The sequence below is a fragment of the Rhodococcus sp. SORGH_AS_0303 genome (assembly GCF_030819335.1).
GTDB lineage: Bacteria > Actinomycetota > Actinomycetes > Mycobacteriales > Mycobacteriaceae > Rhodococcoides.
Genome location: NZ_JAUTBO010000001.1, coordinates 3,406,820 through 3,430,299 on the forward strand (window position 1 = coordinate 3,406,820; position 23,480 = coordinate 3,430,299).

Here is a 23,480-nt window from a genome sequence, read left to right on the forward strand (position 1 = left end):
TCGTATGAGGGTCGCCTTGCCTAAGACGCCCCACTCCACTCGAACCCGGGAGATCCCGCCGTGTCCACAGTCGCCGTCGTCGCGTCCGCGCCGTCCGTCGTGACGCAGATGGTCGGCAGCGGACTGATCGGGGTGCGGGAAGGACTCGAGACCGGCATCGTCGTGATGATCCTGGTCGCGTTCCTCGTGAAGTCCGACCGCCGCGACGCGCTGAAGTGGGTGTGGACGGGTGTCTCGGCCGCCGTGGGCATGGTCGCCGTCGTGTTCGCCGTCATCCACCTCGGCACCTCGACGGTCACGGGCCTCACCGCCGAGATCATCGCCGGCATCGCCTCGCTTATCGCCGTCGCGATCGTCACCGGCATGGTGTTGTGGATGCGGTCGGCCGCCGCCTCCATCTCCGGCACGTTGAAGGCCGGCATGGCCCGCGCGCTGGACGTCGGGCCGGTGGCCGTCACATCGCTCGCCTTCCTGGCGGTCGGGCGCGAAGGAATCGAGACGGCGCTCCTCATGGTCGGCTACGCGGAGAACACCAACGGCAGTTCCTGGCCGCTGCTGGGTCTGCTGGCCGGAATCGCCGTCGCTGCATTCCTCACCGTCCTCCTGTACTTCGGAGCAGTACGCATCGACTTCGCCCGGTTCTTCCGCTGGACGGGCGTCTTCCTCGTGTTCGTCGCCGCCGGAATCCTGGCGTACGGACTGCGGGCTCTGCAGATCGGCGGAATCCTCCCAGGCGGCAGCGCGACCGCGTTCGACATCAGCGACACCTGGGACGCGGGCAGTTGGTACGGCACCGTCGTCGCCGGCATCTTCAACTTCCGCCCCGAGCCCACCGTTCTGCAGGTCGCGGCCTGGGTGCTCTACCTCGTCGTCGTCCTGCCCCTGTTCCTCCGGCGGCCGAAGGCCGTGCCACGAGTCACCGCACCGCAGCCACAACCCGCCGCGTCCTGACCTACACACAACTCCCTGCTCCAAGAACCTCCGGCCTTCCCGCTCCACTACCGACCGGCCTCCGGCCTTCCCGCTCCCGAAAGGGCACCACTGAAATGCGCACCACCACCCGCCTCCTCTTCTGCGCCGCCGCGCTGCCGCTGGCACTCACGGCCTGCACCGAGAAGGAGGCCGCGACCTCGGCCGAGGGCGGCGACATCGTGGTCGACGCGACCGACAGCTCGTGCGACGTCGGTACGACGAGTGCACAGACGGGCAGCTCCACCTTCCAGGTGACCAACAACGGCTCCAAGGTCACCGAGTTCTACGTCTACGGCGAGGGCGACCGCGTCATGGGTGAGATCGAGAACATCGGGCCCGGCGTCTCCCGCCAGCTCATCGTCGCGCTACCCGAGCCCGCCACGTACCAGACCGCGTGCAAGCCGGGCATGGTCGGCGACGGCCTCCGCGGCGACTTCGTCGTCACGGGTGACGCCAAGGAGTCCGACGCCGACGGGACGCTCGCCGAGGCGGCCGACGGCTACAAGCGCTACGTCGTCAGCCAGGTCACGGCGTTGCAGGAGACGACGGGATCGTTCGTCACCGCGGTCACGTCCGGCGACGTCGAGGGCGCCAAGGCCCAGTTCCCGCTCGTCCGCACCTACTACGAGCGCATCGAACCCGTCGCGGAGAGCTTCCCCGACGATCTCGACCCCCGCATCGACCTGCGCGAGCCGGACGTCGAGCCGGGTGCCGAGTGGACCGGGTTCCACCGCTTGGAGAAGGACCTGTGGGCACAGGGGCTCCAGCCGGACACGAACGCGATCGCCGCGCAGTTGAAGGCGGACGTCGACGAACTGGTCGCGGGCGTGCAGTCCCCCGACTTCGTGATCGACCCGATCACGGTGGCGGGCGGCGCACAGGGCCTCCTCGACGAGGTCGCCCAGACGAAGATCACCGGTGAGGAGGACTTCTTCTCCCACACCGACCTGTACGACTTCCAGGCGAACGTCGACGGATCGCAGGCAGCGGTGGCGGCTCTCGCTCCGGTGCTGTCCGAGCGGAACCCGGAACTCGCGTCCACCATCGAGCAGCGCTTCGCCGAACTCGACACCGAGCTCGCGAAGTACCGCCAGGGTGACGGCTTCGTCTCCTACGACACGGTCACCGAGCCGCAGCGCCAGGACCTGTCGAAGAAGATCGACGCCCTGTCCGCGTCGGTGAGCCAGGTCCAGGGTGTCGTCGCAGGCGCCTGAGCGGACGTCCGACACGGACGCCGCCGCCACCACCCCGCCGAGTCGACGCCTCTCGCGCCGCGCGCTCTTCGGTGGCGTGGGAGCCGGCGCACTCGCGGTCGGCGCCGGTGCCGCGCTGGGCCGGTCGACCGCACCCGAACCCGTGGTCGCCGACGCGGCCGAGGCCGTGGTGCCGTTCCGCGGCGTCCACCAGGCGGGCATCGTCACGCCCGCACAGGACCGCATGCACTTCGTCACCTTCGACGTGACGACCACCTCGCGCGACGAGATCGTCGCGATGCTCACGAAGTGGACGGCAATGGCCGAACGTCTCACCGTCGGCGCCGAGTCGGTGCCCGGTGGCGTGGTCGGCGGCGGACAGTACGAGCCGCCCGGTGACACCGGCGAGGCCTACGGTCTGATGCCGTCCAACCTCACGCTGACCATCGGCTTCGGCCCGTCATTCTTCGACAAGCTCGACTTGGGTGACCGCAGACCGGCTGCACTGCAGGATCTTCCGCGATTCCCCGGTGACGACCTCGACCCGGCGCGGAGCGGTGGCGACATCGCGGTGCAGGCCTGCGCCGACGATCCGCAGGTGGCGGTGCACGCCATCCGCAATCTCGCGCGCATCGCGTTCGGCACCGCGTCGGTGCGGTGGTCGCAGCTCGGTTTCGGTCGCACCGCGTCGACGTCGACCGCCCAGGCGACACCGCGCAACCTCTTCGGCTTCAAGGACGGCACGAACAACATCAAGGCCGAGGAAGCGGCGACCGTCGACGAGCACGTGTGGGTGAACGGCGGCGAGTCCGACTGGATGACGGGCGGCACCTACCTCGTGGCGCGGCGCATCCGGATGAAGATCGAACCGTGGGACCGCGCGGTGCTCGGCGAACAGGAACGCGTCATCGGTCGGTCCAAGGCCACCGGCGCGCCACTGGGCGGTACGGCCGAGTTCGACACCGCCGATCTCGGCTCCTCGACCATCGCGAAGGACGCGCACGTACGACTGGCGTCGTCGGAGTCGTTGGGCGGCATCAAGATTCTTCGCCGCGGGTACAACTTCACCGACGGCTCCGACGGCTTCGGCCACCTCGACGCGGGGCTCTTCTTCGTCGCTTTCTGCAGCGATCCGCAGACCCAGTTCGTGCCGATGCAGCAAGCTCTCGCGCGACGAGATGCCCTGAACGAGTACATCTCCCACGTCGGCTCGGCGGTCTTCGCCTGCCCACCGGGAGTTCCGGAAGGCACCGAGGACTACTGGGGCTCGACGCTCTTCGGCTAGACGGTCAGCGGTTCTTCTCGTCCGCCTGCGGCCGATGGTGGGACGCGGCGACGCGTGCGTCGTCCGTCCCCGTCGCCGCGAGCGGTCGGCCGAACATGTCGGTTCCCGGCCAGTACTTGGACCACGCTCGTGCGTCCATCTCGGCCGATCGGACTCCGTCCATGGCGGCGCCGCGCTCCGCGGCCCGTACGTCGGCCACGAACTCGTTGACGGTGCGGCGCAGCGAGTCCTCGGCGCTGGTGGCGCCGTGATCACCCGAGATGTCGATGCGCACCGAGAGCACGGACTCCGGGACGAAGTCCTGAGGGAGCCCGGCCTTGACCGCTCGGGTGATGACCTGCTGGGCGAGCGCGAGCGACGGCTGCGCCATGGCGATGCCGTCGAGGCACGACGCGCGTACCTTCTCCGCGGCCTTGCGCTCCTCCCAGGCCTTCTCCTGCGCACCGATGTCGATCGGGGCGCCGGACGTGTCGGCCAGGTGCGGACTGCGGTGGGTCAACTTGGCCACCAGGGTGGACGCCACGTCGTCGATGTCGAACGCGTCGGCGCCCGCGTCCTTGGCGATGCGCGCGTGGAAGATGACCTGCAGCAGCAGATCGCCGAGCTCCTCCCGGATGGAGTCCGCATCGCCGGTCTCGATGGCATCGAGCAGTTCGTAGGTCTCCTCGAGGAGGTACCCGCGCAGCGACTCGTGCGTCTGCTGCGCCTCCCATCCGCCGAGTGAGCGCAGTTTGTCGATGACGAAGACGGCCTCGGCAAGGTTGCCGCCGCGGGGTACCGGCACCTCGATGACGTCCTCGCCGCGCGTGATGCGTTCCTGAACGTCGGGGTTGTCGCGGCTGGTGCTGATGAGCACCTCGGGCTCGTCGTCGCCCGCGGAGGTGAACCCCGTGAGGCGCCAGCGGATGGAGACCGGCACCTCTTCGGTGAATCCCACGGGCTTGTCCAGCAACGTCACGGCCTGCACCGGCACCATGGTGGGCCGCAGGGGATCCAGCAGCAGAATCGTCATCGCGCGCTCACACCCCGATCGGTTGCTCGACTCGTACGGAGCCCGCGGGCTGCCCGTCCATCGCGAGCAGCACGTCGGCGACGAACTGCAGAAGTTCCTCGTCGCGGACACGGGCCGAACCGACTCCACCACCTGCCACACGCGGAATCGGGATCTGCACCGTGCCGGTGGTCGCCCGATACTGTGCGCTGGGGTAGAGCCGCTTCAACCGTATCTGCTTGGAGTCGGGTAGGTCCATCGGCGCCAACTTCACCATGGTCCCCGCCATCTGCACGTCCACGATGCCGTAGGAACGGCACAGGATGCGCAGGACGGCCACGGCCACGAGCCGGGCGACCTCGGCCGGCACCGGCCCGTAGCGGTCGGTCAGCTCGTCGATGACCGCACCGATCTCGGCGTCGTTCTGCGCCGCGGCCAGCTTGCGGTACGCCTCGAGTCGGAGCCTGTCGCTGGTGACGTAGTCCGGCGGGATGTGCGCATCGACGGGGAGGTCGATGCGCACCTCCTTGGGCGCCTCGTCGGTGGTGACGGGGCGGCCGTCGGCCACGGCGCGGTACGCCTCCACCGCCTCGCCGACCAGTCGGACGTACAGGTCGAATCCCACACCGGCGACGTGGCCGGACTGCTCCGCGCCCAGCACGTTGCCCGCGCCGCGGATCTCGAGGTCCTTCATCGCCACCGCCATACCGGCGCCCAGGTCGGAGTTCTGCGAGATGGTGGCCAACCGGTCGTACGCCGTCTCGGTGAGCGGCTTCTCCGGCGGGTAGAGGAAGTAGGCATAGCCACGGTCCCGGCTGCGACCCACACGCCCACGCAACTGGTGGAGCTGGGACAGACCCAACGAATCGGCTCGCTCGACGATCAGCGTGTTCGCATTGGAGATGTCGAGGCCCGTCTCGATGATGGTGGTGCAGACCAGGATGTCGAACTCACGCTCCCAGAACCCCTGCACCGTCTTCTCGAGCGCGTCCTCGTTCATCTGGCCGTGTGCGACCACGACGCGCGCTTCCGGCACCAGCCGTCGGATGTTCGCGGCGGCCTTGTCGATGCTGCTCACGCGGTTGTGAACGTAGAAGACCTGGCCGTCACGGAGCAGCTCACGGCGGATCGCCGCCGCCACCTGCTTCTCCTGATAGGCACCGACGTAGGTCAGGACGGGGTGACGCTCCTCGGGCGGCGTCAGGATGGTCGACATCTCGCGGATGCCCGCCATGCTCATCTCGAGCGTGCGCGGAATCGGTGTCGCCGACATCGTCAGGACGTCGACGTGCGTGCGCAGCGCCTTGATGTGCTCCTTGTGCTCGACGCCGAAGCGCTGCTCCTCGTCGACGATGACCAGCCCGAGGTCCTTCCACTGCACACCGGTCTGCAGCAATCGGTGCGTGCCCACGACGATGTCCACCGTGCCGTCCGCGAGGCCGGCGAACGTCTCCCGCGACTCGGCGGCGTCGGAGAACCGGGACAGCCCCTTGACCGTCACCGGGAAGTTGGCCATCCGCTCGGTGAAGGTCTGCAGATGCTGCTGGGCCAGCAGGGTGGTGGGAACGAGCACCGCCACCTGCTTGCCGTCCTGGACGGCCTTGAACGCCGCCCGGACGCCGACCTCGGTCTTGCCGTAACCGACGTCGCCGATGACCACTCGGTCCATCGGGACGGGCTTCTCCATGTCCGCCTTGACCTCGTCGATGACGGTCATCTGGTCGACGGTCTCGGTGAACGCGAAGGCGTCCTCCATCTCCTTCTGCCACGGGGTGTCCGGCCCGTACGCGTGACCGGGCGCCGCCTGCCGCGCCGCGTAGAGCTGGACGAGCTCCCCTGCGATCTCGCGGACGGCCTTGCGGGCCTTGCGCTTGGTGTTGGTCCAGTCGGATCCGCCCAGCTTGCTCAGGCTCGGCATCTCCCCGCCGACGTAGCGGGACAACTGGTCGAGCGACTCCATGGGAACGAAGAGGCGGTCGCCCGGGTGGCCGCGCTTGCTGGGCGCGTACTCGACGACGAGGTACTCACGGCGTGCCCCGCCGATGGTCCGCTCGACCATCTCGACGAAGCGGCCGATGCCGTGCTGGTCGTGGACCACCATGTCGCCGGCCGTCAACGCGAGCGGATCGACCTGATTGCGACGCTTGGCGGGCAAGCGTTTGCCGTCGCCGGCCGCGGCGACCCGGTTGCCGGTGAGATCGGCCTCCGTCACCACCACCAGGCCGGCGTCACGCAGGACGAGACCCGAGTGCAACGACCCGCACATCACGCCGACGACGTCGGGGCCGGGCTCGGCACCGGCATCGAGAGGGAGCGCCGGCACACCGGCCTCCCGCAGGCGTTCGACCGTGCGCTGCGCCGTTCCCGCGCCTGCGACGACGACGGCCACGCGGCCGCCGGACGCGAGGTGCGCCGTGAACATCTGGAAGAGCGTCGCGAGTGCCTCCTCGGAGCCGCGCACGTCCGGCGCCGCGTCGACGTCGAGCACGATCTCCTCGTCACTGCCCGAGGCGAGCGGGCCCACGGTCCACCACGGCCGACCGGCCGCCTCCGCAGACTCTCGGACCTGCCGCAGCGACCGGTACGCGGACGCGCTGAGATCGAGGTCGAGGACGGCGCTCTCGTCCGTCACGCTGCTGGTGTCCAGCGCTGCGGTGTCGAGCGGTGCGGCCGCACCGATGCTCGCGGCCGTCCACGACGCCTCGAGGAACTCCTTGCCGGTCCGCACCAGATCCGTCGCGCGCGTACGCACCTTCTCCGGATCGCAGACCAGCACGTGCGCGCCGTCGGGCAGCGCGTCGGTCAGCAGTTCGAGGCCGCCGGCCTTGAGCACCGGCAGCAACGCCTCCATGCCCTCGACCGGAACGCCGGCGGAGATCTTCTCGAGCATCTCCACCAGGATCGGGTCGCCGGTGTTGTCGGCGGCGAGACGCGCCGCGCGCTCCCGTACGGCCTCGTCGAGAATCATCTCCCGGCACGGCGGCGCGATGACCGTGTCGACCTCCACGTCGGGGATGGAGCGCTGGTCCGCGACCGAGAAGGCGCGCAGGTCCGTGACCTCGTCACCCCAGAACTCGACACGGACGGGGTGATCCGCCGTCGGCGAGAACAGGTCGAGGATGCCGCCGCGCACCGCGAACTCACCGCGTTTGCCCACCATGTCGACACGCGTGTAGGCCAGTTCGACCAGTCGCTTCTGCAACTCCTCGAAGTCGAACTCCGCCCCCACGCGCAGGCCGACGGGCTCGATCTCGCCCAGTCCACGCGCCATCGGCTGGAGCACCGAGCGCACCGTGGTGACGATGATCTTCAGCGGGACGCCGTAGTCGGCGTCCTCCGGCCGGGCGAGGCGCCGCAGCACCTCGATACGACGACCGACGGTGTCCGCTCCGGGAGACAGACGCTCGTGCGGCAGCGTCTCCCAGGACGGGAACTGCGCCACGGCGCCGCCCACCATCTCCGTGAGCTCGGCCGTCAGATCGTCGGCCTCGCGGCCCGTCGCGGTGACGAGCAGGACCGGTGTGGTGCGGGACATGGCCGCAGCGATGAACGCCCGTGCCGGAGTGGGTGCGACCAGGGTGGCCTCGCGGCGGCCGGCCAGATCGACGATCTGCGCCAGCGACGCGTCACGCAGTGCGAATTCCAGCAGGCCCGACATCCGGCCCGCACCGTCGTCCGGGGTCTGCGCGGGAGAAACATGGACGGACGGCGAGGACACCAGCAGAACTCCTGACGGAAAGACGACACGGTCGTGCACCCGCAACGCTCGACACCCCTCACGGAGATCGATCGGTCGGCAACGACTCGGTATCGATTCTAGGAGCAGTCGCCGACAGAAACGACCGTGGGCCGACCGAGGCGACCGCGACGCGGCCGCTCGTCGTCAGGCGCCGTAGCGCAGGACCCGGCGGGCGGCGAACTCACGGAAGTAGTCGAGCTTGCGACCGGGGACCAGCGACGGGAGCAGGTAGTGCCACAGCCGCTCCATGCGCGCCGACAACTCCTTGGTGCTGTCGGTGGCCACCGCGACCATGTGGGCGCCGACGATGACCTCCAGGAACAGCATTCCGGTGGTCACGGGGTCGAGGTCGGCCTCGAGGTCGCCCTCGTCGATCGCCCGACGCGCCAGGCCGGTGTGGTACTCGGCCCAGCCCTCCATGACGTTCTCACCGGTACCGCGGTAGTCGCCGATCTGATGCTTGAGCCGGAACATCGCGGCGACCATCGGATCCGTGATCGCCAGATCGACCGTGATGTACGAGACACCGATCTCGGCCTCGAGAGCGGGGATCCGGCCGTCGTCCAGGGCGCGGCACGCCGTGGTGAGCCGCCGCACGCCCTCGTCGATGACGGCGCGAGCCAGCTCCTCCTTCGACCCGAAGTGGAAGTAGAGAGCTCCCTTGGTGACCTGCGACTGCGAAATGATCTCGCTGAGGCTGGCATTGGCGTACCCGAGCCGTAGAAAGACATGGGCGGCCCCCGCGAGCACCGTGTCTCTGGTGATCTCGGCGCGTGCCTGTCTGACCATGCGATCCGCCTCGAAAGTTTGGGGCATTCAATCCGTGAACAACGCGAGAACGGTACCACTGGACCACTACACAGCACGAGCACTCGTCCCGGAGTCCGAGCGTCGTGTCGTCACGACCGACGAGGTGGTCCACCGTGACCACCTCCGGTGACACTCGCGCTTTCAGCTCCCCAACCGGGGATCGGGCTCCAGATTCGTGAGCCCGTTCCAGCACAGGTTCACGATGTGCGCGGCCACCACCTCTTTCGAGGGCGACCGTTCGTCCAGCCACCATTGCGCCGTCATCGACACCATTCCGACCAATGCCTGGGCGTACAGCTGGGCATTGGCCGGGTCGATGTCGCGGCGGGAGAAGTCGCCCGCCAGGATGTGCCCCACCTGGCCGACGGCGTCGTTCAGCAGGCTCGAGTACGTTCCCTCGGCCGCGGCGACCGGGGAGTCGCGCACGAGGATGCGGAACCCGTCGCTGCGCTCCTCGACGTACGTCAGCAGGGCCAGCGCCACCCGTTCGACCCGGATCCGGGATCGGTTCTCGGTCAGCGACGACGTGATCATGGACAGCAGCGTGGACATCTCGCGGTCCACCACCACGGCGTAGAGACCCTCCTTGCCGCCGAAGTGCTCGTACACGACCGGCTTGCTCACCTGCGCGCGTTGCGCGATCTCCTCGATGGACGTGGCCTCGTAGCCACGCTCGGCGAACAGCGTGCGGCCGATCTCGATCAACTGGGCCCGGCGCGCGGTCCCCGTCATCCGGACGCGGGGCGCACGTTCCGGTAGGGCGGCGTCACCGGGTGCACGCGGCTGATCGGGCTCGCGGGGCGCGTCGGGCGTCGAGGTCATGGAATCACTGTGACACGCGAGCACTGCGCGGCGAGTGAGGCCTGCGGAGCGTTTTACGGAGCGGGTGCACTCGTGCGAGGATCGACGCGCTCGGCGCACGCCAGCCGAGGCTGTGATCCGCCGTGGTGTAATGGCAGCACCTCTGATTTTGGTTCAGATAGTTCAGGTTCGAATCCTGGCGGCGGAGCCGTGACGCCACAGCGGCGGAGCTGCTGTCGTAGGGCGGCGGAGCCGTGGCGACGAGTGTGGCGGGTCCCCCGCCCGGGGCACATCCGAAGTCGGTCGAGGAGATTCATGACGTCGAAGGTCGCTGTAGTCGTGCTCGCCGCGGGGGCGGGAACCCGAATGCGATCGAAGACTCCGAAGGTTCTGCACGAACTGGCCGGTCGGTCCATGCTCGCGCACGCTCTGCACGCGGCCGACGGAGTGGACCCCGATCACCTCGTCACCGTCGTCGGGCACGACCGCGAGAAGGTCTCGGCCGCCGTCGCCGATCTGGCCGAGACGTTGGGTCGCACCATCGACATCGCGGTGCAGGCCGAACAGCACGGCACCGGTCACGCGGTGCAGTGCGGCCTCGCGTCGCTGCCCGCCGACTTCGACGGCACCGTGGTGGTCACCGCGGGGGACGTGCCACTGCTCGACGCCCACACTCTGCAGGCACTGCTGCACGATCACCACTCCTCCGCGGAGCCCGTCGCGGTGTCGGTGCTCACCTTCGTCCCCGACGACGCGAACGGCTACGGCCGCATCGTCCGCGACGGGTCCGGCCAGGTCCAGGAGATCGTCGAGCACGCCGACGCGACTCCCGATCAGCTGACCATCACCGAGGTGAACTCGGGTGTCTACGCCTTCGACGCGCAGTCGCTGCGGGTGGCTCTCGACTCGCTCGGCACCGACAACGCGCAGCACGAGCTGTACCTGACCGACGTCCTGAAGATCTCGCGCCGACGCGGCCTGCCGGTGTTCAGCACCCAGCTCACCGACCCGTCGCTGGTGCGCGGTGTGAACGACCGAGTGCAGCTGTCCGAGGTCACCCGCATCCTCAACGAGCACATCCTCGCCCGCCACATGCGCGCCGGCGTGACCGTGATCGACCCGTCGTCGACGTGGGTGGACATCGAGGTCGCCGTCGGACGCGACGCCGTGCTGCACCCCGGCACGCAGTTGCACGGACGCACCGTCATCGGCGAGGACGCGATCATCGGGCCCGACACGACACTCACCGACGTGTCGGTCGGCGAGGGCGCGACGGTGGTCCGCTCGCACGGATCCGACTCGGTGATCGGTGCCGGAGCGACGGTCGGGCCCTTCACCTACCTGCGGCCGAACAGCGACCTCGGCGACCACGGCAAGCTCGGCGCCTTCGTGGAGACCAAGAACGCGACCATCGGAGCGCACTCCAAGGTGCCGCACCTGACCTACGTCGGCGACGCCAGCATCGGCGAGCACTCCAACATCGGTGCCTCCAGCGTCTTCGTCAACTACGACGGCGTCGGCAAGAGCCGGACCGAAATCGGTTCGCACGTGCGCACCGGTTCCGACACCATGTTCATCGCGCCGGTGCGCGTGGGCGACGGGGCCTACACGGGCGCCGGAACCGTCCTACGCCATGATGTACCGGCGGGAGCGCTCGCCGTCTCCGGTGGTCCGCAACGGATCATCGAGGGCTGGGTGCAGAAGAAACGTCCGGGAACGCCGGCGGCAGAGGCCGCCGAACGCGCCCGTTCGACCGAGGAATCACACGTGCACGAACCGAAGGACGGCGAGTAGAGCAGTGACCACAGCCAACTGGATCGACAACCAGAAGAACTTGATGCTCTTCTCCGGTCGCGCTCATCCCGAGCTCGCCGAGCAGGTGGCGAAGGAACTCGGGATCGAGGTCACCCCGCAGACCGCCCGCGACTTCGCGAACGGCGAGATCTTCGTCCGCTTCGAGGAGTCCGTCCGCGGCTCCGACGCCTTCGTGCTCCAGAGCCACCCGTTCCCGTTGAACACGTGGCTCATGGAACAGCTCATCATGATCGACGCGCTCAAGCGCGGATCCGCGAAGCGCATCACCGCGATCCTGCCGTTCTACCCCTACGCCCGCCAGGACAAGAAGCACCGCGGCCGCGAGCCGATCTCCGCGCGCCTGGTCGCCGATCTGCTCAAGACGGCCGGTGCCGACCGCATCATCACGGTCGATCTCCACACCGATCAGATCCAGGGCTTCTTCGACGGCCCGGTCGACCACATGCACGCGCACAGCCAGCTCGCCGACCACATCCGCGAGGGCTACAACCTCGAGCACATCACCGTGGTCTCCCCCGACTCCGGCCGCGTGCGCGTCGCGGAGAAGTGGGCCGACTCGCTCGGCGGGGCGCCGCTGGCGTTCATTCACAAGACACGAGATCCGTTGGTGCCCAACCAGGTCAAGTCGAATCGAGTCGTCGGTGACGTCGAGGGACGCACCTGCATCCTGATCGACGACATGATCGACACCGGTGGCACCATCGCCGGCGCGGTGAAGGTGCTCGAGGAGGCCGGCGCGGGCGACGTCGTCATCGCCGCCACGCACGGCGTGCTGAGCCACCCGGCCGCCGAGCGCCTCGCGTCGTGCGGCGCCAAGGAGGTCGTCGTGACCAACACGCTGCCCATCAGTGACGACAAGCTGTTCCCGTCGCTGACCGTGCTCTCCATCGCACCCCTGCTCGGCAAGACCATCCGTGAGGTCTTCGAGAACGGGTCCGTCACCAGCCTGTTCAACGGCAACGCCTGAGAGACGACGTCACCGACCGACACTCCCCGCGGACCTCGTCCGCGGGGAGTGTCGTCGTCGGGCGCCCTACTTCCGGGCCAGCACCAGGGCGAAGCGCTCGTCGGAATCGGTCCAGAACTCGTCGACCGTCAGCCCCGCCGCGGCCAGTTCGCCGGTGATCGACTCGCGTCGGAACTTGGCGGAGATCTCGGTCCGCATCTCCTCGCCCGCCGCGAACTGCACGTTCAGGTCGAGGTCCGCGACGCGCACCGTGTGGTCGCGACGTGCGCGCAGCCGCATCTCGATCCACTCGTTGCGCTCGTCCCACACGGCGACGTGCTCGAAGTCGTCCATGTCGAAGTCGGCGTTCAGCTGCCCGTTCAACACGGAGAGCACGTTCAGGTCGAACTGCGCCGTCACTCCCTGCGCGTCGTCGTACGCGGGCACCAGAACCGCGGGGTCGATGACCAGCCCGACCCCGAGCAACAGGAACTCCCCCGTGTCGAGGGTGTTCGAGATGGCGGAGAGGAACTCGGCGCGCTCCTGCGGCACGAGGTTCCCCAGCGTGCCGCCCAGGAACGCTAACGTCCTGCGCCCGCCGGTGGGGACCCAGAACAGACCAGTGTCCGGGCCGCCGGTGCTCGTGAAATCGCTCACCACACCGTGGATCTCGAGATCCGGGTACTGGCGCGACAACTCCTCCATCGCACCGGTCAACGCCGACGGCGACACGTCCTGCGGTACGTAGCGACGCAGGGTGCCGTGTTCCAGACCCGCGGACAGCAGCACCCGGGTCTTGTCCGACGATCCGGAGCCCAACTCGACCAGCACCTCCACTCCCGTCACGCGAGCGATCTCCGCGGCCCGTTCGGTCAGCAGGGCGCGCTCGGTGCGCGTCGGGTAGTACTCGTCCAACTCGGTGATGCGCTCGAATAGTTCGCTGCCCACGGCATCGTAGAAGTACTTCGGCGGCAACCATTTCGGCGTCGCGGTGAGCCCGCGGCGGGCATCTTCCCGCAGCGATTGCTGTAGATCACCCTCGGTGATGTGGATGTCCAGTGACGGCGCTGTCATGACGAACTCCTCGGTGCTGACGAGCATGGAAGGTGCAGGGGTGGAGCGGTCAGAAGGTGGTGATGTCCACGGATCCCGGTCGGGCGGAGACGAGGCACCGATCGGGCACCTGCTGCCATCCGGGCAGATCGTCGAGCGGTTCGGACGCGAGGACGACGCTGTCCTCGTCGTACCGGACGGAGAGCGAGTGGTGGAGCGTCGTCGCCCAGAGCGACTCGCCATCGCCGAGCAGCAGGTTGACGCGCGAGTCCGGAGCGGCGGCGTCGACGTCCGCCAGCAGACCGGCGAGTGCGTCCGCCGGATCGCGGTCCAGTAGCCGCTGCTGCAGAATCGCCCACAGCACAGCGGAATCCGTGGGTGCCGCCAACCGCAGCAGCGACTCGACGGGCACCTTCTCGGCGAGCGCGGAGACCGACTGCGGCCATCCGCGCACGACACCGTTGTGGCTGAACGCCCATCGACCCTCGACGAAGGGCGCGCACGCCGACCGCTCGACGGGCATGCCGACGGTGGCTGACCGCACGGCCCCCATCACCGCCACCGAGCGGATGTGGGTGAGCGTGTCGGTGACGGCCGGGTCACCCCACATCGGCATCGCGCTCCGATACGACGACGCGGTGCCGTTCGACCACCAGGCCGCACCGAAGCCGTCCGCGTTGATCGTGCCGCCGCCGCGCATCTCGCGGGGTGCGTACGACTGGGTGAGCAGCGATGTCGGGCCCGCGGTGAGCACGTCTCCGACGGTGCGTGCGGGTCCGAGATAGCCGACGTGTCGGCACATCCGCTACCGGTGTCCCACGTCGCGGGCGCACCGGAAGCCGGCGAAGATCTGGCGCCGGATCGGGTGGTCCCAGTTGCGGAACGTCGCGCGGACCGCGGTCTGGTCGGTGCCGAACGAGCCGCCGCGCAACACCTTGTAGTCGCCGCCGAAGAACACCTCGGAGTACTCCGGGTAGGGGAACATCTCGAACCCGGGGTACGGCTCGAAGTCGGACGACGTCCACTCCCAGACGTCCCCCATCAGCTGTTCGACGCCGAGCGGCGAGGCTCCCTCGGGATACGCGCCGACGTCGGCGGGTTCGAGGTGGCGTTGACCGAGGTTCGCGTGCCGTTCATCGGCGTCGTCGTCGCCCCAGGGGTTGCGCCGGGAGAGCCCGGACGCGGGGTCGAAGCGTGCCGCCTTCTCCCATTCCGCCTCGGTCGGCAGGCGCTTGCCGGCCCAGCGGGCGTAGGCGTCGGCTTCGAACCAGCTGACGTGAACCACGGGCTGCGTTGCTCGAATCTGCTTCGCACGTCCGAAGACTCGACGCCACCACACACCGACGTCGTCCTGCGACCAGAACTGCGGCGCGGTGAGACCGGCCTCGGTGCGGTGCACCCAGCCGCGTTCGGTCCACAGCTCCTCGCGGTCGTAGCCACCGTCGGCGATGAACTGGAGGTACTCACCGTTGGTCACCGGAGCCGCGTCGATCGCGAAGGTGGGCACCTCGACGGTGTGCGCGGGCCGCTCGTTGTCGAGCGCCCACGGATCGTCGCCGGTGCCCATCTCGAAGGCGCCACCGGGGACGATGACCTCGACGTCGTGGGCGGGCGGCAGCTGGGCGCGGGGAGCGTCGGGTGCGTCCAGCACGGCGTCGCCGGTGCGCAGCTGATGTGTCGCCAGCATCGTCTCGTCGTGCTGCTGTTCGTGCTGCGCGACCATCGCGAAGACGAAGCCGTTCTCCACCAGCCGACTCTCGTCGAAGGTGCAGCGCTGCAACGCATCCAGTGACAGGGCGCGCACGGTGTCGACGTAGGCACGCGCCTCGTCGGGCGACAGCAGATCCAGCCCCGGCCGGGTGGACCGTGCGTGGCGGAACGCGTCGTAGAGGTCGTCGATCTCCGGGTGCACCGCGTCGCGGCCGCCCACGTCGCGGACCAGCCACAGCTCTTCCTGGTTGCCGATGTGGGCGAGATCCCAGACCAGTGGGCTCATCAACGGCGACACCTGCTCGCGCAGCCCGTCCTCGTCGAGGCACCGGGTGAGCGCCAGGGTCCGGGCGCGGCTACGCACCAGCATCGATTCGAGCCGGCCGCGCAGCGCCACCGCGTCGACCGTCGTGTTCGCCGTCATCGTGAGAACTCCTTCCGAGCATCGCCTCGTGGTGGTGTCGCCGCTGTCCCTGGTGCCGTCGGCGGCTGGGCGGCGGAGCAGCGCGTCGCCGCGCGGCCCAGGGCTTCACGCGCCTCGCCGTGGCTGGAGTCGGCCGCGAGTGTCAGCAGCTCCACCGCAGCTCGCCGCAGCGCCTGGTCGGCAAGTCCGTCCCGCGCCGCGTCCTCCCACCTGTTCAGGGTGGGTTCCGCCAGGTCCAGCGCCTGATCGGCCACCGAGTCGGAGGACAGCAGGGCGTCCACCGCGTACATCGGCACCTCCCACGCCCAGTCGGGTTGGCCGTCGAGGTACCGGATCTCGAGGTGGCCGCTCGCACGCACGAGGGGAAACACCGTCGTCAGGTGGTAGTCCAGGTCGGCCGTCGTGGGGCGCCGACCCATGTCGTCGTCCAGGTCACCCTCGAGCCACTGGGCGAACGTGGCCTCGCGCGGCGGCGCGGCGAGGCGCCCGTCGCGTCGCACACACAGGAGCGGGACGTCCATGACCCAGCGTGCGTAGTCGCGGACGGGATCGACCCCGAGCGGAACACGCGTGCGGGTGCGGTCCAGTTCGAACCAGGTGCGCATGCGCTGCGAGGCCCACCGACCGTCGGGAACGCCGTACAGAGCGGGCGTGGTCGCGAACGCCGCCAGTAACGCCGGACCCACGGCATGCACTGTGGCCCAGCGCCGTCGGATCTGCTCGTCGTCGCCGCCGGCGTCCACACTGACCTGGACCGCGGCCGTGTTGCACATCATGAGCTTGCCGTACGGGCCGTACTGCTCGAAGCGCTGCTCCATCGCGCAGTAGCGCGGCAGCGTGAGCAGGCGGTCGGGAGGTCGCAGCGTGTCCGCGCCGCCTCCGGCGAGGGAGATCCCGTGCGCGTCGAGCAGGCGGGTCAACGTCTGCTCGTCGTCGCGCAACGCCTCGACGACGGAGGCGAGGGACGTGGCGGGCGAGGACGACAATTCGATCTGACCACCGGGCTCGACGGAGACGACACTTCCGGAGCGGAGGGCGAGTGCGGGGGACTCGGGCCGAAGAGACTGCGGGGTGTGGGCACCCAGTGCCTCGGCGAGCGAGTCGAGAGTGGGACGTGCACCGGACGGGGTCCGGGTGAACCATTCGAGTTCTGCGCCGATCAGAGTCGGCGGCCCCACCTTGAAACAGACCCGGGCGAGGTATGCCTCGGCGGCGGGCCGCGAACTGAGAGTGCCGGAAACGGCCGTCATGGATGCCTCCGCGGGGTGACGGTGGAGCGTGAAGTGGAACGGGCACTGCGTACGGGAAGAGGAACGGACACTGCGTGTCCGGATGACGTCTACCCCCGCCCTTCACAGACTAATCGCTCCCGCGCGCGGTCGCCGGTAGTGTCGGCGTCACTGTGAACGCCACCCCCGAGACGGACACCGTCGACGTGCTCGCCGCCCGCGCGGACACCCCTGCCGCCGAGCACGGGGTGTTCCTCGACAGCGCCGGCTCGTCGCTGCCGCCACAGCGCGTCGTCGAGACGGTCGTCGAGCACCTGCGCCGTGAGGCCGAGGTGGGCGGATACCGCGCAGCGCGTGAACGCTCGGAGGATCTCGCCGCGGTGCGCACGTCCGTGGAGATGCTGATCGGAGCCCCGACCGGCACCGTGGCACTGTCCGACAGCGCCACGCGGGCCTGGTGCGACTTCTTCTACGCGGTACCGCTCTCCCCCGGTGACCGCATCCTGGTCTCCACCGTCGAGTACGCCACCAACGCGATCGCCGCACTGCAGCGGGCGCGGGCGACCGGCGCGGTGGTCGACACCATTCCCGTGGACCCGTCCGGACGCATCGATCTCGAGGCCCTCGAGCGGATGATGGACGACCGCGTCGCGCTGGTCTCGCTCGTGCACGCGCCGACCAACGGCGGCCTGCTGAACCCGGTCCGGGAGATCGTCGACCTGGCCCACCGTCACGGGGCCCTCGTGCTGCTGGACGCCTGTCAGTCGGTGGGCCAGATCGCCCTCGACGTGGCGGAGCTCGGTGTGGACGCTCTCTCCGCGACGGGACGCAAGTGGCTGCGAGGACCGCGCGGTACCGGTTTCCTCCACGTCGCCCCGTCGGTGCTCGACACCCTGGAGCCGCGATCTCTGGATCTGCACAGTGCGTCCTGGACCGGCCCCGACTCCTACACCGTCGCCGACGACGCGCGGCGGTTCGAGACGTGGGAACACGACGTCGCGGCCCGGCTCGGTCTCGGCGCCGCCGTCGATCTCCTGCTCGAACTCGGACCGAGCGCGGTGGAGGCCGCGGTGCGTGTGCGGGCCGAGCGGCTGCGGAACACCCTCGCCGAGGTGCACGGCATCGCGGTGCACGACTTGGGCGACCACCACACCGGCATCGTGACCTTCACCGTCGAGGGCGTGGCGCCCGCCGCGGTGAAGGACGCACTGGCGGAGCGCGACATCACCGTCTCCGTCAGCCCGGCGTCGTCGACTCTGCTCGACATGACGGCCCGCGGACTGGACTCCGTCGTCCGGGCATCTCCCCACTACTTCCTGACCCTCGATCAGATCGATCACGCCGTGGACGAGTGCCGGGCTCTGACGTCGCAGCGGTGACGAGCAGGGGCGATTCGCGGCCGATCGGCGCGTTCGGGTAGTGTTCACGCCGTTGTCTCGGCGAGGGTGACAGTGCGCAGTGCGTACGTCACCGTGATCGACGCAGGCGCGGTCTCGCAGCCGTCCTCGTTCGTGTCCACGCCGAGCGAGTAGTACCCGCAGCAGTCACACCGGACCGCAGCCGTTTCAGACCGCAGTCACACCAGATCTTCCGAGGAGCCCCGTCCCATGGCCAACGTTCTCAACGCCACCGTCCGCACCGAGTTCGGCAAGGGCGCAGCCCGCCGCACCCGCCGCGACGGTCTCGTCCCCGCCGTCCTGTACGGACACGCCACCGAGCCCAAGCACCTCGCGCTCCCGTCCCGCGAGTTCGCCGCCGTGCTCCGCGCCGACGGCACCAACGCCGTCATCGAGCTCCAGGTCGACGGCGAGAAGCACCTCGCCCTCACCAAGTCGGTCGTGGTCCACCCGATCCGTAACTACATCGAGCACGCCGACCTCCTCGTCATCCGTCGCGGCGAGAAGGTCACCGTCGAGATCAACGTCGTCGTCACCGGCGACGCGGCGCCCGGCGCCCTCGTCACCACCGATGCCAACGTCATCGAGATCGAGGTCGACGCGACCCAGATCCCCGAGCAGTTCGAGGTCTCCGTCGAGGACGCCGAGATCGGCACCCAGATCCTCGCCTCGTCGATCGAGCTGCCGTCCGGCGCGACGCTGATCTCCGATCCCGAGCTCCTCCTCGTCAACGTCGTCGAGGCGCCCAGCGAGGCTGCACTCGAGGCCGAGGGCGCGGGCGATCTCGCCAGCAACGTCGCCGCCGAGGAAGAGGAGGCTGTCGAGGACAGCTCCGCCGCCGACGAGGCCGCAGCAGCAGACGAGAACTGATCCACCGAGCACCACCGCGGCGCGCCTCCCTCACCGGAGGCGCGCCGTTTCTCGTTCCCCCACTCCGTACGACCCCGCACGCCACGAGCTGAAAGCGACTGCCGCACATGACCGATCGCCCTGCTCTCGTCATCGGCCTGGGCAATCCCGGACCGCAGTACGAGCGCACCCGACACAACGTCGGCGCCGTCGTCGTCGACACCCTGGCGGAGCGGATGCGAGGGTCGTTCTCGTCGCACAAGCGCAGCAACTCCGACGTGCTCCAGGCACGGCTCGGGACTCGCCCGGTCGTGCTGGGGAAGCCGCGGTCGTACATGAACGAGTCCGGGGGCCCGGTCGCCAACCTGGCCCGGTTCTTCTCCGTGGCGCCGGAGGACATCATCGTCGTGCACGACGAACTCGACGTCGATCTGGGTCAGGTGCGGCTCAAGGTCGGCGGCGGGGAGGGCGGGCACAACGGGCTGCGCTCGATCTCGAAGTCGTTGTCCACCAAGGACTACCTCCGTGTCCGGGTCGGGGTGGGGCGGCCGCCCGGCCGGATGGATCCGGCGTCGTACGTGCTCAAGCCGTTCGCCGCGTCCGAGCGCGACGAGGTGGCGGTCGTGCTGGAGGAGGCCGCGGACGCAGTTGAGCTGCTCCTGAAGGGCAGCCTCGAGGACGCGCAGAACCGCATCCACCGACCCTGATGCGCTGAGCTCAGCCGAGGAGCGACGCCGAGTTCGCGCGGCGGAGCTTGCCCGAGGACGTCTTCGGAATGGTGCCGGGACCGAGCACCGCGACCGTGCGAGGACGAACCCCCACTTCCGAGAACACCGCGTGCACGATGTCGTGCTCGATGCGCTTGACCGCATCCGGGTCGGCGATCTCGTTGGTCTCCGCCGCGACCGCGAAGCTCTCCCGCTTCTGCCCCGCGTCGAGACGGATCGCGACGGCATTGCCCGGCCGGACGCCCGCGACGGTGCCCACGGCACGTTCGATGTCGGTCGGATAGATGTTGCGGCCGCCCATGATGATGACGTCCTTGATGCGCCCGCAGACGACGACCAGGCCTTCCTCCGTGAAGTACCCGATGTCTCCGGTGTCGAGCCACCCGTCGTCGTCCTGCGCGGACACCGAGCCCTCCACCGTGATGTATCCGGGCGTCACCGCCGGCCCCCGCACGTGGATGACACCGACGCCGCGACTCGGGAGCACCTGGCCCTCGGCGTCGACGACGCGCCCCTCGAGATTCGGCACCATCCGCCCGAGCGTCGCGAGACGACGGACGTTGCCCTTGGTCGACGGAACGGCGCGGCCCATCACCTCGAGCAGGTCCGCGTCGACCACGTCGAGCACCTGGCCCTGATCACGGACCGGGATCGACACCGCGAGCGTGGTCTCCGCCATCCCGTAGACGGGTGCGAGAGCGGTCGGGGCGAGCCCGAACCGGGCGCCCGCCTCTGCGAGGGCGAGCATCGTGTCGGGATCCACCGGCTCGGCACCGTTCCACGCGTAGCGCAACGACGACAGATCGAGGGCCGTGTCGGCGGACGCCTGCTTCAGCCTGCGCGCGAGCAACGAGTACGCGAAGTTGGGAGCGGCGGTGACGGTGCCGCGGTACTTGTCGATCAGCTGGGCCCACAGCAGCGGAGAACGCAGGAAGTCGATCGGCGTGATGCTGACGACCTCGGCACCGACCTGCATAGGCACCGACAGGAACCCGACCATCCCCATGTCGTGGAACAGCGGGAGCCAGCTGACCATCACGTCGTCCTCGAGCGAGTACTCGATCCGATCGATCATCGCGTAGGCGTTGACGTAGAAGTTCTCGTGGGTGATGCGCACGGCCTTGGGAGATCCGGTGGACCCGGACGTGAGCTGCTGCAGCGCGATGTCGGACTCGTCGGTGGGCACGGGATCGGTGTCCTCACCGCCGCGCAGGTCGTCGATCGTCAGCACGGTGATCCCGCGTTCCTCGAGGATGGGCGCCGCGGCGTCGAACGGCGCACCGAGCACCACCGCGGCGGCGTCGATCATCCGGATGACGGTCTCGGTGTCGGCACCCCACACGGCGAGATCAGTGCGCGGCGTCGGCTGATGCAGCATGGTCACGGACGCGCCGCGCATCCACGCCGCCTGGCACGACGGCGCGATGTCCACCGGCTGACCGGCCAGGATGCCGATCGCGTCCCCGCGGGAGACCCCTGCCGCGGCGAGCCCGCCGGCCATCCGGCGCGCGACCGCATGGATGTCGCCCCACGTCTGCCGCAACGGTGCGTCGGGCTCACCGGTGACGAGACCCCGCTCGGTCGTGGCCGCGGTCGCGTACATCTCCTCGGTGAACCTGCTCAACGTCACTCCCTCGTCGGTGGTGCGTGCCGGGTGCGCGCACCACTGTTACATCCGGACGACGGTGACCGCTGTTACGGACGGACGGGCTCGGCGTGTCGGCCGAGTACCCTGGGTACGTTCCGACCAGTGATCCGCACAGCTGCGGTCACCGAAGAAAGGCCTTCGTGAGCACCCCGTCCGTCGACACCGACACCACCACCGCGGTCACCGCCGCCGGCACCACCCCGCCGAAGAACCTCCGGCGCGAGGTGGAGCGTCGTCGCACCTTCGCGGTGATCTCGCATCCCGACGCGGGCAAGTCGACGCTCACCGAGGCCCTGGCTCTGCACGCGCGGAAGATCTCCGAGGCCGGTGCGATCCACGGGAAGTCGGGTCGCCGCTCGACCGTCTCCGACTGGATGGAGATGGAGAAGGCGCGCGGTATCTCCGTCAGTTCGACGGCGCTGCAGTTCGACTACGCCGATCACACCATCAACCTGGTGGACACCCCGGGTCACGCCGACTTCTCGGAGGACACCTACCGCGTGCTGACCGCGGTGGACGCCGCCGTGATGCTGATCGACGCGGCGAAGGGTCTGGAACCGCAGACGCTGAAGCTGTTCCAGGTGTGTCGGCACCGCGGCATCCCGGTCATCACCGTGGTCAACAAGTGGGACCGGCCGGGCCGCTCCCCCCTCGAGCTGCTCGACGAGATCGAGGAGCGCATCGGTCTGACGCCGACCCCGCTGTACTGGCCCGTCGGTATCGCGGGTGACTTCCGCGGACTGCTCGACGTGTCGGAGCACCAGTACATCCACTTCACCCGCACGGCCGGTGGCGCGACCATCGCACCCGAGGAGTTCATGGACTCCGAGGCGGCGCAGTCCCGTGAGGGCGACGACTGGACCACCGCCGTCGAGGAGAGCGAGTTGCTCGTCGAGAGCGGGCAGCGCCACGACGAGGACGAGTTCCTCGCGGGCCGGACGTCTCCGGTGATCTTCGCGTCGGCGATGCTGAACTTCGGCGTGCACCAGATCCTCGACACCCTCGTCTCGTTCGCTCCGGCCCCGGGCCCCCGTCCCGATGTGGCCGGTGGTGAGCGCGAGGTCACCGACCCCTTCAGCGCGGTCGTGTTCAAGGTGCAGGCCGGCATGGACACCGCACACCGCGACCGCCTCGCCTTCATGCGCGTGGTCTCCGGAGTCTTCGAGCGCGGCATGGTGGTCACCCATGCCCAGACGGGCAAACCGTTCACGACGAAGTACGCGCTGACGGTGTTCGGCCGCGAGCGCACCACGGTGGAGAACGCCTACCCCGGCGACGTCGTCGGGCTGGTCAACGCCACCGCGCTCGCTCCCGGCCACACGTTGTACGCGGATCGCAAGGTCGAGTTCCCGCCGATCCCGTCCTTCGCTCCCGAGCACTTCGCCGTCCTCCGCGCGGAGAGCGCGAGCAAGTACAAGCAGTTCCGTCGCGCCGTGGACCAGATGGATCAGGAGGGTGTCGTCCAGATCCTCCGCAACGACATCCGCGGAGACGCGTCGCCCGTCCTCGCCGCCGTGGGTCCGATGCAGTTCGAGGTGGTGTCCGCGCGCATGAAGTCGGAGTTCGGCGTCGAGGCGCGCATGGAGCCCCTGGGCTACTCGATCGCTCGACGCACCGACGCGGCGTCCGCCGGGGAGCTCGGTCGCCAGCGCGGCGTCGAGGTGTTCACCCGCACGGACGGCGTGATGTTGGCGCTGGTCAGTGACAAGTGGCGGCTGCAGTACATCCAGAAGGAGCTGCCGGACCTGCTGCTCGAGCCGCTGGTCGCCGCAGCCGACTGATTCTCTGGGACATCTCCACACCACCTCACCCCAAGATTGGTGTCATCTCCAATCCATAGGGTCAAAACTGTTCGCTGTTTCCTTCCCGTGGTACTTTTTCTCTGTTCGA

General features: G+C 69.1%; 18 protein-coding genes and 1 tRNA gene. 10 read left to right on the forward strand and 9 right to left on the reverse strand.

Annotated elements, in window-relative coordinates:
• Positions 1-108 precede the first annotated feature (108 nt).
• From efeU to efeB, 3 genes are all read left to right on the forward strand, one after another.
• Complete coding sequence (efeU, locus tag QE449_RS16010; protein ID WP_081821100.1) at positions 109-951, forward strand: iron uptake transporter permease EfeU; 843 nt, start codon at positions 109-111, stop codon at positions 949-951.
• Between the two features lie 95 nt (positions 952-1,046).
• A complete protein-coding gene (gene efeO, locus QE449_RS16015) occupies positions 1,047-2,186 on the forward strand; it encodes an iron uptake system protein EfeO (protein WP_285188158.1) in 1,140 nt (379 codons plus the stop codon).
• Positions 2,167-3,450, forward strand: a complete 1,284-nt coding sequence (efeB, locus tag QE449_RS16020; protein ID WP_307109144.1) for an iron uptake transporter deferrochelatase/peroxidase subunit — start codon at positions 2,167-2,169, stop codon at positions 3,448-3,450. Before efeO ends, efeB begins: the two co-directional genes overlap by 20 nt.
• Before the next feature lie 4 nt (positions 3,451-3,454).
• Here efeB and QE449_RS16025 read toward each other — a convergent pair whose 3' ends face one another.
• From QE449_RS16025 to QE449_RS16040, 4 genes are all read right to left on the reverse strand, one after another.
• Entirely contained in the window at positions 3,455-4,462 is a 1,008-nt protein-coding gene (locus QE449_RS16025) for a MazG family protein (protein WP_307109145.1), read from the reverse strand.
• Between the two features lie 7 nt (positions 4,463-4,469).
• Positions 4,470-8,159 (reverse strand): transcription-repair coupling factor, encoded by a 3,690-nt coding sequence (gene mfd / locus QE449_RS16030; RefSeq protein WP_373428307.1) that lies wholly within the window; start codon positions 8,157-8,159, stop codon positions 4,470-4,472.
• Between the two features lie 165 nt (positions 8,160-8,324).
• Entirely contained in the window at positions 8,325-8,969 is a 645-nt protein-coding gene (locus tag QE449_RS16035) for a ScbR family autoregulator-binding transcription factor (protein ID WP_027504067.1), read from the reverse strand.
• Positions 8,970-9,131: 162 nt separating this feature from the next.
• On the reverse strand, positions 9,132-9,722 hold the full coding sequence (locus QE449_RS16040) for a TetR/AcrR family transcriptional regulator (protein WP_027504068.1): 591 nt from the start codon (positions 9,720-9,722) through the stop codon (positions 9,132-9,134).
• A 206-nt stretch (positions 9,723-9,928) separates the two neighbouring features.
• Here QE449_RS16040 and QE449_RS16045 point away from each other — a divergent pair.
• From QE449_RS16045 to QE449_RS16055, 3 genes are all read left to right on the forward strand, one after another.
• Positions 9,929-9,999 (forward strand) — tRNA-Gln (locus tag QE449_RS16045).
• Positions 10,000-10,106: 107 nt separating this feature from the next.
• Complete coding sequence (gene glmU / locus QE449_RS16050; RefSeq protein WP_027504069.1) at positions 10,107-11,585, forward strand: bifunctional UDP-N-acetylglucosamine diphosphorylase/glucosamine-1-phosphate N-acetyltransferase GlmU; 1,479 nt, start codon at positions 10,107-10,109, stop codon at positions 11,583-11,585.
• A 4-nt stretch (positions 11,586-11,589) separates the two neighbouring features.
• Positions 11,590-12,573: a ribose-phosphate diphosphokinase gene (locus tag QE449_RS16055; RefSeq protein ID WP_027504070.1), complete on the forward strand. Its 984-nt coding sequence runs from the start codon at positions 11,590-11,592 to the stop codon at positions 12,571-12,573.
• A gap of 66 nt (positions 12,574-12,639) precedes the next feature.
• Here the strand turns inward: QE449_RS16055 and egtD are convergent, their stop codons facing one another.
• Genes egtD through egtA form a run of 4 tightly spaced genes read right to left on the reverse strand, consistent with a single transcriptional unit; the run spans position 12,640 to position 16,989 of the window.
• Positions 12,640-13,626, reverse strand: a complete 987-nt coding sequence (gene egtD, locus QE449_RS16060) for an L-histidine N(alpha)-methyltransferase (protein ID WP_307109146.1) — start codon at positions 13,624-13,626, stop codon at positions 12,640-12,642.
• Between the two features lie 49 nt (positions 13,627-13,675).
• Complete coding sequence (gene egtC, locus QE449_RS16065; RefSeq protein WP_285188149.1) at positions 13,676-14,407, reverse strand: ergothioneine biosynthesis protein EgtC; 732 nt, start codon at positions 14,405-14,407, stop codon at positions 13,676-13,678.
• Positions 14,408-14,410: 3 nt separating this feature from the next.
• Positions 14,411-15,739 carry an ergothioneine biosynthesis protein EgtB gene (gene egtB, locus QE449_RS16070; RefSeq protein WP_307109147.1) on the reverse strand — a complete coding sequence of 443 codons (1,329 nt, stop codon included), beginning with the start codon at positions 15,737-15,739 and terminating at the stop codon, positions 14,411-14,413.
• Positions 15,736-16,989: an ergothioneine biosynthesis glutamate--cysteine ligase EgtA gene (gene egtA, locus QE449_RS16075; RefSeq protein WP_307109148.1), complete on the reverse strand. Its 1,254-nt coding sequence runs from the start codon at positions 16,987-16,989 to the stop codon at positions 15,736-15,738. The genes egtB and egtA overlap by 4 nt, the downstream gene beginning before the upstream one ends.
• 152 nt (positions 16,990-17,141) lie before the next feature.
• Between egtA and QE449_RS16080 the strand changes: the two genes are divergently transcribed.
• From QE449_RS16080 to pth, 3 genes are all read left to right on the forward strand, one after another.
• On the forward strand, positions 17,142-18,347 hold the full coding sequence (locus QE449_RS16080; RefSeq protein ID WP_307109149.1) for an aminotransferase class V-fold PLP-dependent enzyme: 1,206 nt from the start codon (positions 17,142-17,144) through the stop codon (positions 18,345-18,347).
• Positions 18,348-18,575: 228 nt separating this feature from the next.
• A complete protein-coding gene (locus tag QE449_RS16085; RefSeq protein WP_027504076.1) occupies positions 18,576-19,235 on the forward strand; it encodes a 50S ribosomal protein L25/general stress protein Ctc in 660 nt (219 codons plus the stop codon).
• 107 nt (positions 19,236-19,342) lie between these two features.
• Positions 19,343-19,921 carry an aminoacyl-tRNA hydrolase gene (pth, locus tag QE449_RS16090; RefSeq protein ID WP_307109150.1) on the forward strand — a complete coding sequence of 193 codons (579 nt, stop codon included), beginning with the start codon at positions 19,343-19,345 and terminating at the stop codon, positions 19,919-19,921.
• A 10-nt stretch (positions 19,922-19,931) separates the two neighbouring features.
• On the opposite strand, the gene QE449_RS16095 is transcribed toward pth, so the two are convergent.
• Complete coding sequence (locus QE449_RS16095; protein ID WP_222627617.1) at positions 19,932-21,566, reverse strand: fatty acyl-AMP ligase; 1,635 nt, start codon at positions 21,564-21,566, stop codon at positions 19,932-19,934.
• A 164-nt stretch (positions 21,567-21,730) separates the two neighbouring features.
• Between QE449_RS16095 and QE449_RS16100 the strand changes: the two genes are divergently transcribed.
• Positions 21,731-23,371, forward strand: a complete 1,641-nt coding sequence (locus QE449_RS16100; protein WP_056447083.1) for a peptide chain release factor 3 — start codon at positions 21,731-21,733, stop codon at positions 23,369-23,371.
• The last annotated feature ends 109 nt before the right edge of the window (positions 23,372-23,480 follow it).

Bases quoted from the DNA above. Each gene is read 5' to 3' on its own strand.
- QE449_RS16035 (WP_027504067.1), bottom strand. From the start codon at position 8,969: ATGGTCAGACAGGCACGCGCCGAGATCACCAGAGACACGGTGCTCGCG.
- pth (WP_307109150.1), top strand. From the start codon at position 19,343: ATGACCGATCGCCCTGCTCTCGTCATCGGCCTGGGCAATCCCGGACCG.
- QE449_RS16085 (WP_027504076.1), top strand. From the start codon at position 18,576: ATGGCCAACGTTCTCAACGCCACCGTCCGCACCGAGTTCGGCAAGGGC.
- QE449_RS16025 (WP_307109145.1), bottom strand. From the start codon at position 4,462: ATGACGATTCTGCTGCTGGATCCCCTGCGGCCCACCATGGTGCCGGTG.
- egtA (WP_307109148.1), bottom strand. From the start codon at position 16,989: ATGACGGCCGTTTCCGGCACTCTCAGTTCGCGGCCCGCCGCCGAGGCA.
- efeO (WP_285188158.1), top strand. From the start codon at position 1,047: ATGCGCACCACCACCCGCCTCCTCTTCTGCGCCGCCGCGCTGCCGCTG.
- glmU (WP_027504069.1), top strand. From the start codon at position 10,107: ATGACGTCGAAGGTCGCTGTAGTCGTGCTCGCCGCGGGGGCGGGAACC.
- egtD (WP_307109146.1), bottom strand. From the start codon at position 13,626: ATGACAGCGCCGTCACTGGACATCCACATCACCGAGGGTGATCTACAG.
- egtC (WP_285188149.1), bottom strand. From the start codon at position 14,407: ATGTGCCGACACGTCGGCTATCTCGGACCCGCACGCACCGTCGGAGAC.
- egtB (WP_307109147.1), bottom strand. From the start codon at position 15,739: ATGACGGCGAACACGACGGTCGACGCGGTGGCGCTGCGCGGCCGGCTC.
- efeU (WP_081821100.1), top strand. From the start codon at position 109: ATGGTCGGCAGCGGACTGATCGGGGTGCGGGAAGGACTCGAGACCGGC.
- QE449_RS16040 (WP_027504068.1), bottom strand. From the start codon at position 9,722: ATGACGGGGACCGCGCGCCGGGCCCAGTTGATCGAGATCGGCCGCACG.